The 15709-nt window shown below is 49.4% G+C and carries 19 protein-coding genes, 1 tRNA gene and 1 pseudogene; 16 read left to right on the top strand and 5 right to left on the bottom strand.

Annotated elements, in window-relative coordinates:
* Positions 1-105, top strand: a pseudogene (locus tag AC9UES_RS04695) (enoyl-ACP reductase FabI); the annotation flags it as partial.
* On the opposite strand, the gene serB reads toward AC9UES_RS04695, so the two are convergent.
* Entirely contained in the window at positions 91-756 is a 666-nt protein-coding gene (gene serB, locus AC9UES_RS04690; RefSeq protein ID WP_509527136.1) for a phosphoserine phosphatase SerB, read from the bottom strand. The pseudogene AC9UES_RS04695 and the gene serB overlap by 15 nt on opposite strands.
* A gap of 73 nt (positions 757-829) precedes the next feature.
* Here serB and AC9UES_RS04685 point away from each other — a divergent pair, with 73 nt between their 5' ends.
* Both AC9UES_RS04685 and AC9UES_RS04680 read left to right on the top strand, forming a co-directional pair.
* Positions 830-1615 carry an ABC transporter ATP-binding protein gene (locus AC9UES_RS04685; RefSeq protein WP_509527135.1) on the top strand — a complete coding sequence of 262 codons (786 nt, stop codon included), beginning with the start codon at positions 830-832 and terminating at the stop codon, positions 1613-1615.
* 85 nt (positions 1616-1700) lie between these two features.
* A complete protein-coding gene (locus tag AC9UES_RS04680) occupies positions 1701-1952 on the top strand; it encodes a type B 50S ribosomal protein L31 (RefSeq protein ID WP_509527134.1) in 252 nt (83 codons plus the stop codon).
* On the opposite strand, the gene AC9UES_RS04675 is transcribed toward AC9UES_RS04680, so the two are convergent.
* Positions 1949-2671: an exonuclease domain-containing protein gene (locus AC9UES_RS04675; RefSeq protein ID WP_509527133.1), complete on the bottom strand. Its 723-nt coding sequence runs from the start codon at positions 2669-2671 to the stop codon at positions 1949-1951. The two genes, AC9UES_RS04680 and AC9UES_RS04675, sit on opposite strands and share 4 nt — an antisense overlap.
* A gap of 78 nt (positions 2672-2749) precedes the next feature.
* Between AC9UES_RS04675 and AC9UES_RS04670 the strand changes: the two genes are divergently transcribed.
* Both AC9UES_RS04670 and AC9UES_RS04665 read left to right on the top strand, forming a co-directional pair.
* Positions 2750-3634 carry an alpha/beta fold hydrolase gene (locus AC9UES_RS04670; RefSeq protein WP_509527132.1) on the top strand — a complete coding sequence of 295 codons (885 nt, stop codon included), beginning with the start codon at positions 2750-2752 and terminating at the stop codon, positions 3632-3634.
* A gap of 98 nt (positions 3635-3732) precedes the next feature.
* A complete protein-coding gene (locus tag AC9UES_RS04665) occupies positions 3733-4707 on the top strand; it encodes a glycosyltransferase family 4 protein (protein WP_509527131.1) in 975 nt (324 codons plus the stop codon).
* On the opposite strand, the gene AC9UES_RS04660 is transcribed toward AC9UES_RS04665, so the two are convergent.
* Complete coding sequence (locus AC9UES_RS04660) at positions 4697-5278, bottom strand: histidine phosphatase family protein (protein WP_509527130.1); 582 nt, start codon at positions 5276-5278, stop codon at positions 4697-4699. The two genes, AC9UES_RS04665 and AC9UES_RS04660, sit on opposite strands and share 11 nt — an antisense overlap.
* A gap of 48 nt (positions 5279-5326) precedes the next feature.
* Positions 5327-5409: transfer RNA gene (locus tag AC9UES_RS04655), tRNA-Leu, on the bottom strand.
* A gap of 83 nt (positions 5410-5492) precedes the next feature.
* Here AC9UES_RS04655 and AC9UES_RS04650 point away from each other — a divergent pair.
* A complete protein-coding gene (locus AC9UES_RS04650) occupies positions 5493-5702 on the top strand; it encodes a hypothetical protein (protein WP_509527129.1) in 210 nt (69 codons plus the stop codon).
* The gene (uppP, locus tag AC9UES_RS04645) at positions 5699-6532 is read left to right on the top strand and encodes an undecaprenyl-diphosphatase UppP (protein ID WP_509527128.1); all 834 of its coding nucleotides are present in this window, start codon (positions 5699-5701) and stop codon (positions 6530-6532) included. The genes AC9UES_RS04650 and uppP overlap by 4 nt, the downstream gene beginning before the upstream one ends.
* Here uppP and AC9UES_RS04640 read toward each other — a convergent pair.
* On the bottom strand, positions 6529-7377 hold the full coding sequence (locus AC9UES_RS04640) for a PAC2 family protein (RefSeq protein WP_509527127.1): 849 nt from the start codon (positions 7375-7377) through the stop codon (positions 6529-6531). The two genes, uppP and AC9UES_RS04640, sit on opposite strands and share 4 nt — an antisense overlap.
* A gap of 78 nt (positions 7378-7455) precedes the next feature.
* Between AC9UES_RS04640 and AC9UES_RS04635 the strand changes: the two genes are divergently transcribed.
* From AC9UES_RS04635 to AC9UES_RS04595, 9 genes are all read left to right on the top strand, one after another.
* The gene (locus AC9UES_RS04635) at positions 7456-8115 is read left to right on the top strand and encodes an HAD family hydrolase (RefSeq protein WP_509527126.1); all 660 of its coding nucleotides are present in this window, start codon (positions 7456-7458) and stop codon (positions 8113-8115) included.
* Positions 8112-9062 (top strand): tRNA (adenine-N1)-methyltransferase, encoded by a 951-nt coding sequence (locus tag AC9UES_RS04630; protein WP_509527125.1) that lies wholly within the window; start codon positions 8112-8114, stop codon positions 9060-9062. The genes AC9UES_RS04635 and AC9UES_RS04630 overlap by 4 nt, the downstream gene beginning before the upstream one ends.
* A gap of 72 nt (positions 9063-9134) precedes the next feature.
* Positions 9135-10079: an FKBP-type peptidyl-prolyl cis-trans isomerase gene (locus AC9UES_RS04625; protein WP_509527124.1), complete on the top strand. Its 945-nt coding sequence runs from the start codon at positions 9135-9137 to the stop codon at positions 10077-10079.
* A 3-nt stretch (positions 10080-10082) separates the two neighbouring features.
* On the top strand, positions 10083-11051 hold the full coding sequence (locus AC9UES_RS04620) for a helix-turn-helix transcriptional regulator (protein WP_509527123.1): 969 nt from the start codon (positions 10083-10085) through the stop codon (positions 11049-11051).
* Complete coding sequence (locus tag AC9UES_RS04615) at positions 11044-12015, top strand: helix-turn-helix transcriptional regulator (protein ID WP_509527122.1); 972 nt, start codon at positions 11044-11046, stop codon at positions 12013-12015. Before AC9UES_RS04620 ends, AC9UES_RS04615 begins: the two co-directional genes overlap by 8 nt.
* Before the next feature lie 5 nt (positions 12016-12020).
* Positions 12021-12257 (top strand): hypothetical protein, encoded by a 237-nt coding sequence (locus tag AC9UES_RS04610; RefSeq protein WP_509527121.1) that lies wholly within the window; start codon positions 12021-12023, stop codon positions 12255-12257.
* A 60-nt stretch (positions 12258-12317) separates the two neighbouring features.
* The gene (locus tag AC9UES_RS04605) at positions 12318-12509 is read left to right on the top strand and encodes a twin-arginine translocase TatA/TatE family subunit (protein ID WP_509524348.1); all 192 of its coding nucleotides are present in this window, start codon (positions 12318-12320) and stop codon (positions 12507-12509) included.
* Positions 12510-13307, top strand: a complete 798-nt coding sequence (gene tatC, locus AC9UES_RS04600; RefSeq protein WP_509527120.1) for a twin-arginine translocase subunit TatC — start codon at positions 12510-12512, stop codon at positions 13305-13307. It abuts the gene before it with no gap.
* Between the two features lie 5 nt (positions 13308-13312).
* The coding region (locus tag AC9UES_RS04595; protein WP_509527137.1) for a DEAD/DEAH box helicase at positions 13313-15709 on the top strand (2397 nt) is incomplete at its 3' end.

Below are 15709 nucleotides of genomic sequence, written 5' to 3'. Positions count from 1 at the left end.
GAAGCGGCAGCAAGGGGAGTAATTGCACTTCTTTCGGACTGGTTCCCGGCGACAACCGGTGAAATGATTCATGTCGATGGTGGTCTGCACTCAACTGGAGCGTAGTTCAAGTTCCGCGATAACTGGCGCTAGAGAATTCCCCTCGATAATCAAATCGGCATGAGGCCGCAAGACATCCTTTGGTCTAAAGGCGACCGCGAACCCTGAGGCCTTGAGCATTGCAACGTCATTTGCACCATCACCAATTGCGACCGTGTCAGCGACATCGAATCCATTTGCTTCAGCCCAATGCAACATTGTTCTTGCCTTCGTATCGGAGTCCACAATCTCGCCAGATATCTTTCCAGTAATCACACCATCAACAACTTCGAGATTGTTTGCCAAGAAAAGGTCCAGGCCAAGCTCCTTAGCAAGTGGCTCGAGAACCTGAGAAAAGCCGCCACTAATTGCTCCAACCAGTCCACCCGATTGATGTATGTAACTTATGAGCTCTGGGACCCCAGTAGTTATCTTGATTTCTCTGAGAAGATCTTGGAAAACTTCAGCGCGTAAACCCTCGAGTAAGCCAACGCGTTGCAACAGGGCCTGACGGAAATCAATCTCTCCAGCCATGGCTTGGTCAGTGAGGATCTTCACTTGATCTCTGAGACCGACTCTATCTGCAAGCAGTTCGATGACTTCTTGTTCGATCAGCGTCGAGTCAACATCTAGTACGAGTAGATACTTTCTCACTGCGCAACCACCAATTTCAACCATAGAACGTAGGAATCCTTAACTCGATGTTAGGGCAGTCCATAGCTCTGGCTGGTCATGGATTATGCTGAGTCACATGAGTAGGGTTTTAGATTTCAACAACATCACGGTGAAACGAGATGGCAAACCTATACTCAATAACCTGGATTGGCAAGTTGATTCGAATCAGCGTTGGGTCATAATCGGCCCGAACGGAGCCGGAAAGACAACTCTGCTCAGGGTTGCGGCTGCACAAATTCAGCCCACCACGGGAACAGCAAAGATACTGGGCCACACGCTTGGGTCTGTTGATGTTTTCGAGCTCAAGACCAGAGTCGGATTTGCCTCGAATGCTTTGTCGCAACACATCCCAAATTCTGAGACCGTCCTTGACGCTGTGATGACAGCGAGTTATGGAATAACCGGGCGTTGGAATGAAAAGTACGACGATGTTGACAAACGCCGAGCCAATCGCGTGCTCGCAGAGTGGCAACTCGAGGGTTATGGCGACAGGGCTTTTGGAACACTCAGTGATGGCGAGAAAAAGCGTGCACAAATCGCCAGATCAGTAATGACCGACCCAGAGCTTTTACTTCTCGATGAGCCAGTAGCCAGCCTCGACATGGCCGCTAAGGAGCACACAATCGAGGTTCTTTCAAGCTACGCGCAAGCTCCAACCGCACCGGCAATTGTTATGGTCACTCATCACATCGAGGAGATTCCAAAAGGCTTTACTCACGCGCTTATCCTAAGCAAGGGCAAGGTATTTGCGGCAGGGGAGCTAACTAGCACCATCACCACCGAGAAGGTTACCCAAGCGTTTGGTTACCCTCTTCAGGTCACCAATGAGGCGGGTAGATTCCGCCTACGGCCAGGAAAATAGCTGCTAGTCATCCAGTTTCGCCTCTGGTATAGTTATCTGGTTGCCACATAGGCACACAATCCTTGAACCTAAGAAAGATTTTTCCATGAAGTCAGAAATTCACCCAAACTACCAGGCAGTTATCTTCCGTGACCTTGCCTCTGGTGAGAGCTTTCTAACTCGCTCAACGCTAACTAGCACCAAGACTTTGAAGTGGGAAGACGGTCAGGAATACCCAGTTTTCGATGTTGAAATTTCTTCAGCTTCGCACCCTTTTTACACCGGTAAGCAGAGAATTATGGATGCCGCTGGACGAGTAGAGAAGTTCAACTCTCGCTACAAGAACTTTGGCTCCTAAAGCTTTACTGGCCAGCCTCTTACAACCGTAAAATCTGGAGAGCTCTTTCTCCGAAAAATCTCGTATGAATCGTCCTGTTGGACGCTCCAAACTTTCTGCGCGTCATGAAGATCAAAAACATCCGCTGGCAACTTGGCGGAATGCTTCAGCGCGATAGCTTGAGCCACTTTGCCCGCCGCTATCGCATCAGCGGTTGCATTATGGGCATCTGAAAGCTCAACTCCATAGACCGATGCGGCAACCTGCAGTGTTCGCTTTCCAGACCGGTATTGATCGACGAACTTATCAAGCACCAAAGGGTCAATAATTGGCTTTGGGTCGGATAGTGGCTCCAAGCCATTGCGCAGGGCCTCGTAATGCAAAATAGTGAAATCATAGGGCGCGTTGTAAGCAACGACCGGGATGCCCGCCTTAAGGAATCCACGCAGCGTTTCCAAAATCTCAGAAACAACTTCCTTGCTATTGCGGCCACGAGCTCTCGCGATTTCGGTTGTCACTCCATGAACATTTGAGGCGGCTTCGGGGATTTCAATAACCGGATCTGCTAGCCATTCAATGTTGGCACCAGTGACCTGACCTTGCTCGTCGATGGCAACAGCGCAAGCGGTAACGATCCTCGCCTCCACAAGATCGAGTCCGGTAGTTTCCAAGTCAAAAACTGCGAGGGACTTTGCCCATGGAAGTTGGTCACCAAGGTCGAAGCTCAACTGTTCGTTCACATTAGAAGAATAGGGTGCAAATCCATCATCGTTTGGGATTACTCATACCCAGTTATCGAGCCTGATTAGACTTGTCACGTGTTGTCACAGGAACTAACCATCATGGCTCGCCTGCGCGGAATGAGAAGAACGATCACACTCTCTGGGGCTGAATTTGTCTACTTCGAATATCCGGCGATTTCGGAAGATCCTCAAACGATTGTGATGATCCACGGCTACAGGGGAAATCATCGTGGGCTCGAAGCAATAGTCGGCGGTCTGGGGGACTACCGAGTTATTGTTCCGGATCTTCCGGGCTTTGGTGAGTCTGGGGAGCTCTCGAGGGCTCATAGCTTGGACGGTTACGCAAATTGGCTCGATCAGTTTCTTAGCGAACTCGGGCTATCAAGCGTGGCGAATCTGGTTGGTCATAGTTTCGGCACTCTGGTCGTTGGTCGCTATGCAGCAACGAGACAATGTAGATCGATTGTCCTAATAAATCCTGTATCTGCCCCTGCACTATCTGGGCCAAGAGCGTTCTTGACACGAATCACATCAGCTTTTTATCACCTAAGCAACCAACTTCCAGAATCAATCGGAGGGTGGTTGCTAAGGAGCCCAATTGCCGTAATGGTAATGAGTTCTGTAATGGCGAAGACCAAAGATCGCAAGCTACGTAGCTGGATACACAAGCAGCATCTGATGAACTTCAGCGATTTTTCATCAGTCAGGGTTGCAACCGAAGGCTACGATGCTTCGATTTCCACTGATCTGTCGATTATGGCTGCATCCATAAAGTGCCCGGTTCTGGTTGTGGCCGCCGAGCTTGATGACATCACAGCAATCGATAGACAGCGCGAGGTTGTCAAGCTTTACCCGATTGCAAAGCTAGTCGAGATCAAAGATGTTGGTCACCTGGTGCATTACGAGGCGCCTCAACAAGCTGCCACATTCATCACTTCGTTTTTGGAAGAAACAAAATGACTTTCTTCTTTGACTGTCGGTTCATTCGAGCTGACCACCACGATGGGATCTCACGATTTTCAAGTGAGCTCTTCGGCGCTGTTTCTAAAAGGGTTCCTGTGACCGCCTTAGTGAGCGACCTAACTCAGCTTCGAGAGCTTCCAAATGGGATTAATTACCTTCTTGTGAGCGACCCAAAGAATCCGTGGCTTGAGTTGTGGTTACCGCGAAAGCTTAACAGGCAAGGTGCGAGCATTGTTTTTTCTCCTATGCAAACCATGGGTTCGTTAGGCAAGAGGTACAAGCTGATACTCACCCTTCACGACCTGATTTACTACAAGCACCGAACGCCTCCGGCAACTCTGTCCTGGCCGATAAGACTTGCCTGGAGGCTTTTCCATCTGAGCTTCACACCAGTTCGTGTTCTGCTTAATCGTTCAGATGCCGTGGTCACAATCTCCGAGACCACGAAGGAGCTAATTGAGAGAAATGGTCTTACTCGAAGACCGATACATGTTGTCTACAACGCATCTAGTATGCCGTCTGCGATCACTGTGAAAGCTTTGCCAAAGACCATGAATCTTGTTTACATTGGTAGTTTCATGCCTTACAAGAATGTTGAGGTCCTTATCAAGGCCATGGAAGACCTCCCTGAGTACACACTCACCCTTTGCAGCAAAATTCAATCAAATCGTAAGAATCAGCTTCTTGCCGGATCAACTCCGCAGGCCATTTCTCGAATCAAGTTTCTGGGCGGTGTTTCGGAAGTTGAATACATGCAGACCCTTGATGAGAGTTTTGCGCTAGTAAGCGCATCTATGGATGAGGGATTTGGTATCCCTGTGATTGAAGCAATGTCTAGATCAATTCCCGTTGTAGTCTCTGACATTTCGATTTTTCGTGAAGTTGCTTCAACTGCCGGAGCATTCTTTAGTTCCAATGATCCAGCCGACTTTGTAGCAGCATTAAAGAATCTAGAGGCAACGGATGCTTGGCGACAGGCTAGTCAAAAGTGCTTGAAGCGATCGCATTCCTTTGACTGGAACGACTCTGCAAGCAAACTTCTGACCGCGATTGACGAACTTACTGGCTAAGCGGTTCCAAATCGTACTTCGTTACAGTCCACAAATATTCTTGGTGCGAGACAATGTTTAGCGATGCGTTTCCAAGCCTTTCACCATCTCGAGGCAACTGATTCTCACTGGAGAGAGCTAGCACGGTTCGAATCAGTGCTCCGTGCGAGATTGCAAGGATTCGCTTTCCTGTATGACTACTGATCAAGTCATTAAGCAATAGCTGTGATCTTGCAACAAGTTCAGATTTCGATTCCCCGCCGGGGATTTCATCGAGATTTGAGAATTTTGACTTCCATTGCTCGTAAGCCATACCTTCGGCCTCACCAAATGATCTTTCGATTAACAGATCGTGCGGCTGGATGTCTTCAAAGCCAAGCTCCTCGGCGATAATGGCAGCGGTGTCGCGAGCTCTCCCAAGTGGGGAAGTAAGAATCATGTCCCAGTCGTCCCTGTTTAGTACTTTCGCTGCGGCTCTAACCTGTTCGACTCCAGTTGAGTTCATCGGGATATCTGTTACGCCCTGCAGCAAGAAATTTATATTCCAGTCAGTTTGACCATGGCGAAAAAGACCGATGTGGGTGTTTGTCAAAGGGTTCCAAGTCTCCTAGATAGCAGGTCATACTGTCGAAATCGACAGTGTCCGAGGGGGGACTCGAACCCCCACCCCCTTGCGAGGACTAACACCTCAAGCTAGCGCGTCTACCATTCCGCCACCCGGACTTACCAGATGTGATGGTATCACGGACGCTCACTCAAGCCTTCTGGTACTTGGCATCATGGACGATTGAAGGTAGTTTTGGGATATGGCTACTGATCCTCGAATAGCACTAACGCAATTTGTTGCAGCGCTTGAGAAACATTATGAGGCTGTGGCCGCTAGACGCGGAGACGGGGATTCCAGCGTGGAGCGGGCTTACGACAATCTTGAGGACGCCTTTATCAACTACGAAGAGGCACTGTCCGAAGAGCACGGCGAGTTTCTTCCGATTGCGATTGCAGAAGAAGATAATTGAGTTTTATTGAAGCTCTAATACTGGGATTAGTTCAGGGCCTAACAGAGTTTCTTCCAATCTCCTCTTCCGCACATGTCCAGATTGCTCAACAACTCATGGGGCTATCCGATTTATCCAGACCAGAGCTAACGGCCTTTATAGCAACAATCCAGCTGGGAACAGAGATTGCTGTGGTTGCCTATTTCGCAAAAGACATTCGGAGAATTGTAACGGCATGGTTTGGTTGGGCTTCTAAACCCAAATCGACCATGACGGCCGACGCAAAGCTTGGCTGGCTGATTATCATCGGAACAGTGCCAGTTGTTCTGCTTGGGCTAGCTTTTAGGGACTTCATAGAAAATGATGTTCGTAGCTTATGGGTTATTGCTTACACGCTAATTGGGTTTGGAATACTTCTTGGCATAGCAGACCTAGTGGGCAAGAAGAGAACAAGCATTTCAAATCTGAGCTACCAGCACGGAGTCTTGTTTGGACTTGGGCAAGCACTGGCACTGATTCCTGGAGTATCCAGATCGGGAGGAACAATCACCGTTGGACTCCTACTTGGGTACACCCGTCAAGCAGCAGCCAGGTACAGTTTTCTGTTAGCGATTCCCGCAGTACTAGCGTCTGGGTTGTATTTGTTTTTCAGCACTTTCGGAGATCTCAATCAAGAAATGTTGCTAGCAACCATCGTTGCAACGGTTGTCTCTGGAATTGTCGGTCTCGCAGTTATTCATTACTTGCTGAAGTACCTTGAATCTGGCTCTTTTTTACCTTTTGTTGCCTGGAGAGTAATAGTTGGACTTTGGTTGCTTTGGATGCTTTCAAGTGGGTCAGTTGTTGCTTAGGCTTCGGGCGGACGCTGCTCTGACTCTAGAAACTTCTCGAGCTCTCTGGCGATAGCCTCACCGGAAGCGGCTTCGGAATCAACCTCGTCACGGCTTGCTTCAAGCTGTTCGATGTAACCAGCCATCTCTTCGTCATTTTCTGCAATCTCATCAATACCTCGCTCCCAGGCAAATGCCTGGTCAGCCAAGTCCCCATGGCTGAAGCTAACTTCAAGTATTCTTTCTAACTCGGCGACCAGGGCAAGTGTTGCCTTTGGCGACGGGGAAGTGTGAACGTAGTGAGGAACAGCTGCCCAGAGAGCGATCGTCGCTATACCTGCTTCTTCTAGTGCAATGCCAAGAGTTGAAACGATGCCAACGGGACCCTCGTAGCTACTTTTTTCGACACCGTCAATTTTCCTCACTTCAGTGTTCTGACTAGTGGCGGTAACAGCAATGGGCCTGGTGTGAGGTGTGTCCGCGAGCATTCCACCAAGGAAGATGACTGTCTCAATCTCACGGTCTTCAATCATCTCAACGATCTCTGCAACGAAGGACTTCCACCTTCTTGCCGGTTCCGTTCCAATTAGCAAGCTAAATCTGGAAAGTTTAGGGTCCGGGTCAGTGGAAGCTAGCAAGCTAGTTGTTGGCCAAGTAAGTTCACGGTGTCCATCTTCGGAAAGTGCAACTGTTGGCCTGGTGAATTGGAAGTCGTAATAGTCCTCGGGGTCTACTTCTGCGACCACTTCGCAGGATAGCGACTCACTAACGATATTTGCCGCAGAACTTGCGGATTCAGCCGCATCGTTCCAACCCTCGAATGCGCAAATTAGCACTCGCCCTTGTAACACGCTTTCTACTGTCAATCTGCCGAATCTGCCCCTCTTGAAGACTTTTACTTGCTTAACTGTAAGGGCAAATTGCGAGGCTAGAATTCAAGCATCATGATTATTTCTTCGTTTCCTGCTGCCGTTCTCTGGGACATGGACGGCACCCTGATTGACTCGGAGCCCTACTGGCTAGCCAGCGAGAGTGCCTTTGCAGCAGCCCACGATAGCAACTGGGGACACGACGATGGCCTTGGGGTTATTGGAATGTCGCTCTATGAATCCTCAAAGCTATTGAAGGAACGAGTGGGCTCGTCGTTGGAGCCTCAGCAGATTATTGACCATATCACTGATGGCGTTTTATCTCAGCTAGAGCAATCTATTCCTTGGCGTCCTGGTGCTAGAGAGCTTTTGAAGTTACTGAGAGACAACAATGTCAAGACAGCACTAGTCACTGGCTCTATGCATCGAATGGCTAAAAAGGTAGCCGAGCAAATCGGTTTCGAAGCCTTTGATGTCATCGTTGGTGGCGATGACGTGGTCAAGGGTAAACCGCATCCAGAGTCGTACCTAAAGGCTGCATCGATGCTCGGAGTTGACCCAAAACATTGCGTCGCTCTCGAGGACTCATTAACCGGAATTACTGCAGCAGAAGCCGCCGGGACAAAAGCTATTGGAATAACTCACATCGTTGAGATTCCAATGATTGAAGGGCGAATTCTCTGGCCAACTCTTGAAGGTGTTTCAATGAACGACTTCCGAGCACTGTTCGAATGAGTCCCAAGAATGCCGGATTGTTTTCTGCAGGGGACAAAGTGCAGCTAACTGGCCCCAAGGGCAGAATCAACACGATTGTTTTGTCCCCAGGCGGAACGTTTGGCACCCATCGCGGTGACCTGCGACACGATGACATCATCGGGGTTCCAGATGGTTCGGTTGTCGCAAACCAAAACGGCGTTGAGTATCTGGCCCTGAAACCTCTACTTAATGATTTTGTGTTGTCGATGCCACGCGGCGCAGCGATTATCTATCCAAAAGATGCAGCGCAAATATTGGTATCTGGTGACATATTCCCTGGAGCAGTAGTTGTTGAGGCCGGGGTTGGATCTGGGGCGCTTAGTCTTTACCTGCTTCGAGCAGTTGGTGAATCAGGACAGCTTCACTCTTTTGAACGCAGAGCAGAGTTTGCAGAAATTGCACAAGGAAACGTGTCGAGTCAAACCGGATCTAGACCTAAAAACTGGAGCGTCCACTTGGGGGACTTGCAAGAGAAGCTACCTATGGTCTTCAAAGAACAAACTGTCGACAGGGTTGTTCTTGACATGCTTGCTCCGTGGGAATGCATCGAATCAGTAGCTCAAGTGCTCAGGCCTGGAGGTTTGGTCATTGTCTACGTTGCAACGGTGACCCAGTTATCCAGAGTTGCCGAGGAAATTCGTGCCACTTCAATGTTCACAGAGCCAGAGGGTTTCGAGTCGCTAGTTAGGCCATGGCATCTACAGGGGTTGGCCGTTAGGCCAGAACACCGAATGATTGGCCACACGGGATTTTTGATTACAGCTCGAAGACTAGCCCCGGGCACTGTGTTGCCCCAGTTCAGAAACAAGGTGAAATCAACTGAGTACTCAGATCAGGACATCTTGGCCTGGAACCCCGAAGGGCTGGGGGAGCGAAAGGTTTCAGAAAAGAAGCTTAGAAAGACCGTCCGTAAAGCCACCTCTTAGTCCGTGGCTTGGCTAAGGCACAGCGTATAAACTTGAGCGCTTAGGACTCAAAACATTCGAAGGAAGATTCTCTTGCAAAAATCAGCACTTGCCCTGAGCGCTCTAATTGTTTCCCTGACCCTGACTGGATGCAGCTCAAGTGCTACTCTCGCCTGTGATCCTTCGGGAGGCGGCGAACAAGTTGAATCAATCGAAGTCTCTAGTGAGCCACTAACTAAGCCAACGGTTCTATTCGCATCTCCGATCACAGCGGATTCGATTCAGTCAAGGGTTGTGATTGAAGGCGATGGAGCCGTTTTCACCGGTAGGAACATGATTGAGTTCGAGTTCGCAGGCTACAACGGCGCGACTGGTGAATTGCTTCAGGAAACAGATTTTGATGGAAAGAACCCTTCTCCTGGCTTTTTTGGCCCTGACTCAGTTCCTAACTTTTGCTCCGCATTAGCCGGTGCAAAAGAAGGCTCGAGAATAGTTGCGATCTTCCCACCCAAAGACGCCCATGACGGCAGAGGTGTTGAGAGTCTTGGCATTGGTCCAAATGATTCCTTCGTGTTCATTTTTGATCTTTCCAGGGTCTATCTAGAAAAGGCAGAGGGCTCCGCCGTCGCACCAGAGGCAGGATTGCCAGCTGTAGTGACAACCCCCGCTGGTATACCCGGGATTACAATCCCCAACACGGAAGCACCAGCGGACTTGCGTATCGCGCAGCTAATCAAGGGCGCCGGTGAAACAGTCAAGTCAGGCGACAACGTCACCATGCACTACAGCGGCTTTTTATGGGCTGATGGCTCCAAGTTTGACTCGAGCTGGGATAAAGGCTCTCCGGCACAATTTGTCGTGGCCCCAGGACAGCTGATCGAAGGGTTCTTGAGTGCAGTGGTCGGTCAATCAGTCGGGTCAAGAGTCATAGTAGTTATTCCGCCAGCTTTGGGTTACGGCCAGCAAGGAAGTGAAACTATCCCGCCAAACTCAACTCTAGTTTTCGTGATCGACATCCTAGGAACCAGTAGCCAATAGCTGATGCCAGCAAAAATTGACCTCTCGGAGCGGTTATTCAATCTCACGTGCGCTCTGTTGGTATCCAGTCAGGGATTAACCAAAGCTGAGATCTTCTCAACTGTACAAGGATACAAAGAGCGTTACATCCAAGGCGGAGACAACGAATCACTCAGTCGTTTGTTCGAGCGAGATAAGGTGCTGCTAACAAAAGTCGGAGTGGCCTGGAGGTCATTTATCCCAGCCGAGGACATGGATGACAATCAGGAATTCAGATATCTCATAGCCAACGAGGACTTTGTCTGGCCGAGAGGTGCCCAGTTAAACGCAAAGCAAGTTGCCCTAATGAATCTTGCCGCGCAGGTTTGGGCCAAAGCATCGCTTTCTAGAGACGCCAACAACGCGATTATGCGCATTAGGGCGATGGGTGAGCCTGCCGACGCCTCGAGTCTCATTGGAATTGCGCCCAGAATTCGAACTCATGAGCTCTCATTCCTCCCGCTTTCTACAGCTATCGAAACATCTTCGAGGGTTTCTTTTGATTACCGCAAACCCGATCAAGCAAAATCTGAGGTTCGAAATGTTGAGCCTTGGATCATCCAGAACATTTCTGGCCAGTGGCTACTTCTTGGCTATGACCTGGATAGGGAGCAGCCACGCAACTTTTTGCTTAGACGCATCTGCTCCGAGGTGGACATCCAAGACTTCACATTTGAGCCACCTAGCAAATCTGAGGTTAATGCGGCTATCGCCGAGCTCGATAGCCATAAGCGAGCATCGACGGCGAGGATCAAAGTTCCTGCTCGGAGTGCCGCTTGGTTCCATTTTGACCTGGACGCAGAACAAGAGATGTTCGACATTTCCTTTATGGACATTCACTTGTTGGCAGAAGAGTTAATGGAGTTTGTTGAACACATTGAGATCTTGTCGCCACCAGAGCTTGCAGACATTCTAAAAGTGAAGCTTGAAGCGGTGAGGGTCTCGCATGCCTAAAAGCTCAAAAATCTCTGGAACAGAACGATACAACTTTATGTTGGCACTAACTGGATACTTGATTCAGAACAGGCAGCAAAAAATTGAAGATGTGGCTAAACACTTTGGCGTATCCGAACAAGAGATCCGTGACGCAGTAGTAACAATATCGTTGTCTGGTGTCGGTATGTATCGACCAGACGAGCTGTTCTTTCTTGATTACGACCTTTTGGAAGAAGGAATCGTAGACGTTAGTTTCGCTCCAACCCTCGAATCAGTTCCACGGCTTTCGACCAGACAGGCCGCGGCAATCGCAAGCGGTCTTTCCTACCTTGAGTCAGTTCTGGATGACCAAGACAAGGTCGAGGTTGCAGAGCTCATGAATCTGCTTTCCGGTGGTGGAAAGCGCACCAGCGAGCTGCCTTTCAAAGTCCACCCCTCACGAGTTGATCTCGAAGTGACACTCTCACGGCAGGCCATAAGTGAAGATAGATTGCTGAGCTGTTCTTACATCAACGCGGCAAACGAAGTTTCATCACGACAGATCGAACCGATTGCCATGGAATCAAATGACTCAATTTGGTATCTCAGGGGCTACTGTCGCACCAAGAAGGAAGTTAGAGTATTCCGCCTCGACAGAATGCGAGACATAGCCCTTGACGAAAAGACACTGATTCGAGCGAAGTATTCCGAAATCGATGCTTCAAGAATCTATTCAGTAAGCGAAAGTGACACGGACGTTGTATTTGACATTGATCCAGCGGGATTTGGAATGCTTGCTGACTACAAGCCTGAGTATCCTGCGGTTGGCGATAAGACACTGAGGGTAACAATACCCATCGGTGACATCTCAACTCTTGGCAGAGTTGTCTCAAAGTATTCGGGGCACGTCCGAGTACTCGAACCAGAGGCTGCCCGTAGAGTGGTTTTTGAATACGCGAGTCGCGCGCTTGGGTCCAGCCCTTCTAACGAGAACGTGGAGTAAGCCAAATGGAGCTTTGGATATGGTTGATTGCAATGGGGCTTGGACTCATAATTCTGATACTTGCGCTGACTAGGTTGACTATAAGTGGTGCAAAGCTTGCCAAGAAACTCAACCCATTTACAAACCACCTAGCTAGGTTCCAGAAAGATACCGTGCTATACCCAGAGGCCGTGAAGTTCTATTCGGACCTGGCCAAGACTCAGGAAACACCAGCCAAGAAGCCTCGGCGCCCCAAAGGCTAACGAAAGATAGCTGGAGAGCGTAGGCTTATCCAATAAGAACTTGAGCGGATAGGAATTAAAATGCGTCTACAGGGCTGGGAATGGATCATTATTCTGGCAATTGTCTTGCTGCTATGGGGTGGACCAAAGCTTCCAGGTTTAGCTAAGTCTCTTGCTCAGTCGATGAGGGTGTTCCGCAAGGAGATCAAGTCAACAGACGACACCAAGCAGGCCGATTTGCCTGTTGAGGGTGAGAACACCACTAAGAACTAAGTGGTCAAGAAGCAAAACCCCGAAGGCAAGATGAGCCTGTCGGGTCACCTGAAAGAGCTTCGTAATCGACTTTTCTGGTCGGCAACCTTCCTACTCGCTGGTTCTATTGCCGGCTGGTTCATGTTCGACGCCGTGTTCGCTGAGTTGCAGCGACCCATCGTTGAACTTTCCAATCAAGCTGGCTCTAACGCAACCATAAACTTTCCAACTGTTGTCTCAGCGTTTGACGTAAGGCTGCAGGTCTCTATTTTTCTTGGTGTGATGATGAGCTCGCCAGTATGGCTATTTAACATTTGGTCCTTCATAACACCTGGCCTCAAAAAGAAGGAGCGCAAATACACAATCTGGTTCGTTGTTGTGGCTGTTCCTCTGTTTCTCGCAGGAACAGCTCTCGCATGGTCTTCTCTTCCAACATTTGTTGAGATTCTTGTTGGATTTACCCCTGAGGGTAGCGCCAACGTAATAAATGCCAGCGACTACATCTTGTTTACAATTCGAATTCTTCTCGTGTTTGGTATCGCCTTCGTTTTACCGGTTGTTCTAGTCCTTCTCAATTTTGCTGGGGTTATCACCGCCCAAAACATTCTCAAGTCTTGGCGCATGGCAATATTCGCCTCCGCGGTGGTTGGTGCAATCGCAACTCCAGTTGCCGAACCAATGGCCATGTTCCTGCTCATGGTTCCTCTATTGATTCTCTACTTTGTCGCAGCTGGTGTGGCGACCTTGCATGACAAACAACTGGTGCGTAAGTCGGCCAAGATTGATTCTGAACTCGAGACCCCGCAAGCAACCGGCTAGTGCACATGGAGAATCTTTCCGCGTCCGAGCGATTTCAGCGTGCTAAATCAAAAAGGGCAAGTCCTAGCTTCGACTCCTTTCTTGAACTCCTAGATTTCCAACTCGATCCCTTTCAAGAGCAGGCCTGTGAGGCACTTGCGCTCGGTAAAGGTGTTCTGGTGGCCGCACCAACCGGCGCAGGGAAAACCGTTGTCGGGGAGTTCGCTATTCATCTAGCAATCGAGAGAAACCAGAAGGTTTTTTACACCACACCCATCAAGGCGTTGAGTAACCAGAAGTACGCCGAGTTGGTTACGCGCTATGGCGCAGAGCGTGTTGGTCTACTCACAGGCGACATAAACAATAATTCAGAAGCGCAAATTGTTGTTATGACAACCGAGGTTCTTAGAAACATGATCTACGCCAACTCGGAGTCGCTTATCGACCTTGGGTATGTGGTTATGGACGAAGTCCACTATCTCGCCGACCGCTTTAGGGGTGCGGTGTGGGAAGAAGTGATTTTGCACCTCCCTAAAGACGTCGTCCTAGTTTCTCTGAGCGCTACCGTCTCAAATGCCGAGGAGTTTGGTGCTTGGCTAGACGAAGTTCGCGGTGACACGGTAATTGTGGTGTCCGAGGTGAGGCCAGTACCTCTTGACCAACACGTTTTGTTTGGTGATGAACTGCTGGAACTTTTCGAGCCTGGAACCAAAGGTCAAAGAGTGAGCGCGGAGCTTGTTCGTAGGCATTCAGCGAAGCTTCGAGTGCCAATAGGCAAAATCAACAAGGGTAAGAAATCAAACAATTCATTTGATAGGGGTCTGTCTCGAATACCTAAAGTCTCAAAGCCTGAAGCGGTTGAAATTCTCGACGACAATGATCTATTGCCAGCAATCTTCTTCATCTTCTCAAGAGTTGGCTGCGATACGGCCGTCAGATCTTGCCTTCAGCGAGGAGTGCGGCTAACAAGTCGTGAGCAACAAGACGAAATCCGAGAGATTGTGGAACGCAAGTGCTCCTCGATTGCCGAGGAAGATCTAGACACGCTTGGTTATTTTGATTGGCTAAGTGGTTTGGAGCGTGGAATAGCGGCCCATCACGCTGGTATGTTGCCTGCTTTCAAAGAGGTTGTTGAGGAACTTTTTCTTAAAAAGCTTGTCAAGGTAGTTTTTGCTACCGAGACTCTGGCGCTAGGAATCAACATGCCAGCAAGAACTGTGGTTCTTGAAAGACTCGATAAATTCAACGGGGAGTCCCGTGTGCAAATTACCCCAGGTGAATACACGCAGCTAACTGGTCGCGCCGGACGTCGAGGAATTGACACGCTCGGTCACTCCGTAATTCAGTGGTCGGGAAATCTCGACCCCGCAAGTGTCGCCGGACTTGCAAGCAGACGTAGCTACCCACTTGTAAGCCCTTTCAAGCCAACGGCAAACATGGCCGTGAATCTAATTGATGCTTTTGGTCGATCAAGAGCACGACAGGTTTTGGAGACCTCCTTCGCACAATTTCAAGCCGATCGATCGGTAGTTGGACTGGCAAGGGGGATACGTGACAAACAGATTTCACTTGATGGCTACGCAAAGTCCATGGAGTGCCATCTTGGAGACTTTTTCCATTACTCATCCATTAGGCGTGAGCTAACAGACATAGAAAAGGTTCTGGCGGTTGGAAATACTCGTGCTGAACGAGGAAAAGACATTAGGCAGACTAAAGGCAGGCACGAGCTCGAAAGAAAGCTGGCCGAGCTCAAGGTGCGCATGAAGACTCATCCTTGCCATTCCTGCAAGGACCGTGAAGGCCACGCGCGATGGGCTGAACGCTGGTGGAAGATGCAGCGTGAAACAAATGCAACTATTGATCAGATCGAAGGTCGTACCAATCAGGTAGCTTCAACATTTGACAAGATCTGCGAGCTTCTAATCGAATTGGATTACCTGGATGATGAAGATTCAGATCTTGCAGTTACCGACTCTGGTCGGATGCTCGCCCGTATATACGGTGAAAGAGATCTGTTGGTCTCAGAGGCAATCCGCCACAAGACTTGGGACATACTCGATGCTGCTGGCTTAGCTGCCATGGCAGCGGCCTTGGTCTATGAGCCCAGAAGAGATGATGAAGGGTTCGAGCCTCGGGTTCCTAAGGGAAATTTTCAAGGAGTTATCGAGCAAACCCAGCAGCTTTGGGAGGACCTTGAGTTCCTGTCCAAAAAACATAAGCTGCCACGTTCTTCCAAAATTGAGCTAGATCTTTGCTATCCGATTTTTCGCTGGGCCACCGGAGCGAAACTGGATCTAGTTCTAGACTCCGCCGATTTACTACCGGGGGATTTCATCAGATGGTGCAAGCAGATTATTGACTTGCTTGAGCAGATCTCGCGTGCGGGCACAGGGCCGCTTTCAGCAAACGCCAAGGATGCAATC

The organism is Rhodoluna sp. (genome assembly GCF_044232805.1).
In the GTDB taxonomy this organism is placed as follows: Bacteria; Actinomycetota; Actinomycetes; order Actinomycetales; family Microbacteriaceae; genus Rhodoluna.
This window is presented reverse-complemented; position numbering and strand designations above follow the sequence as displayed.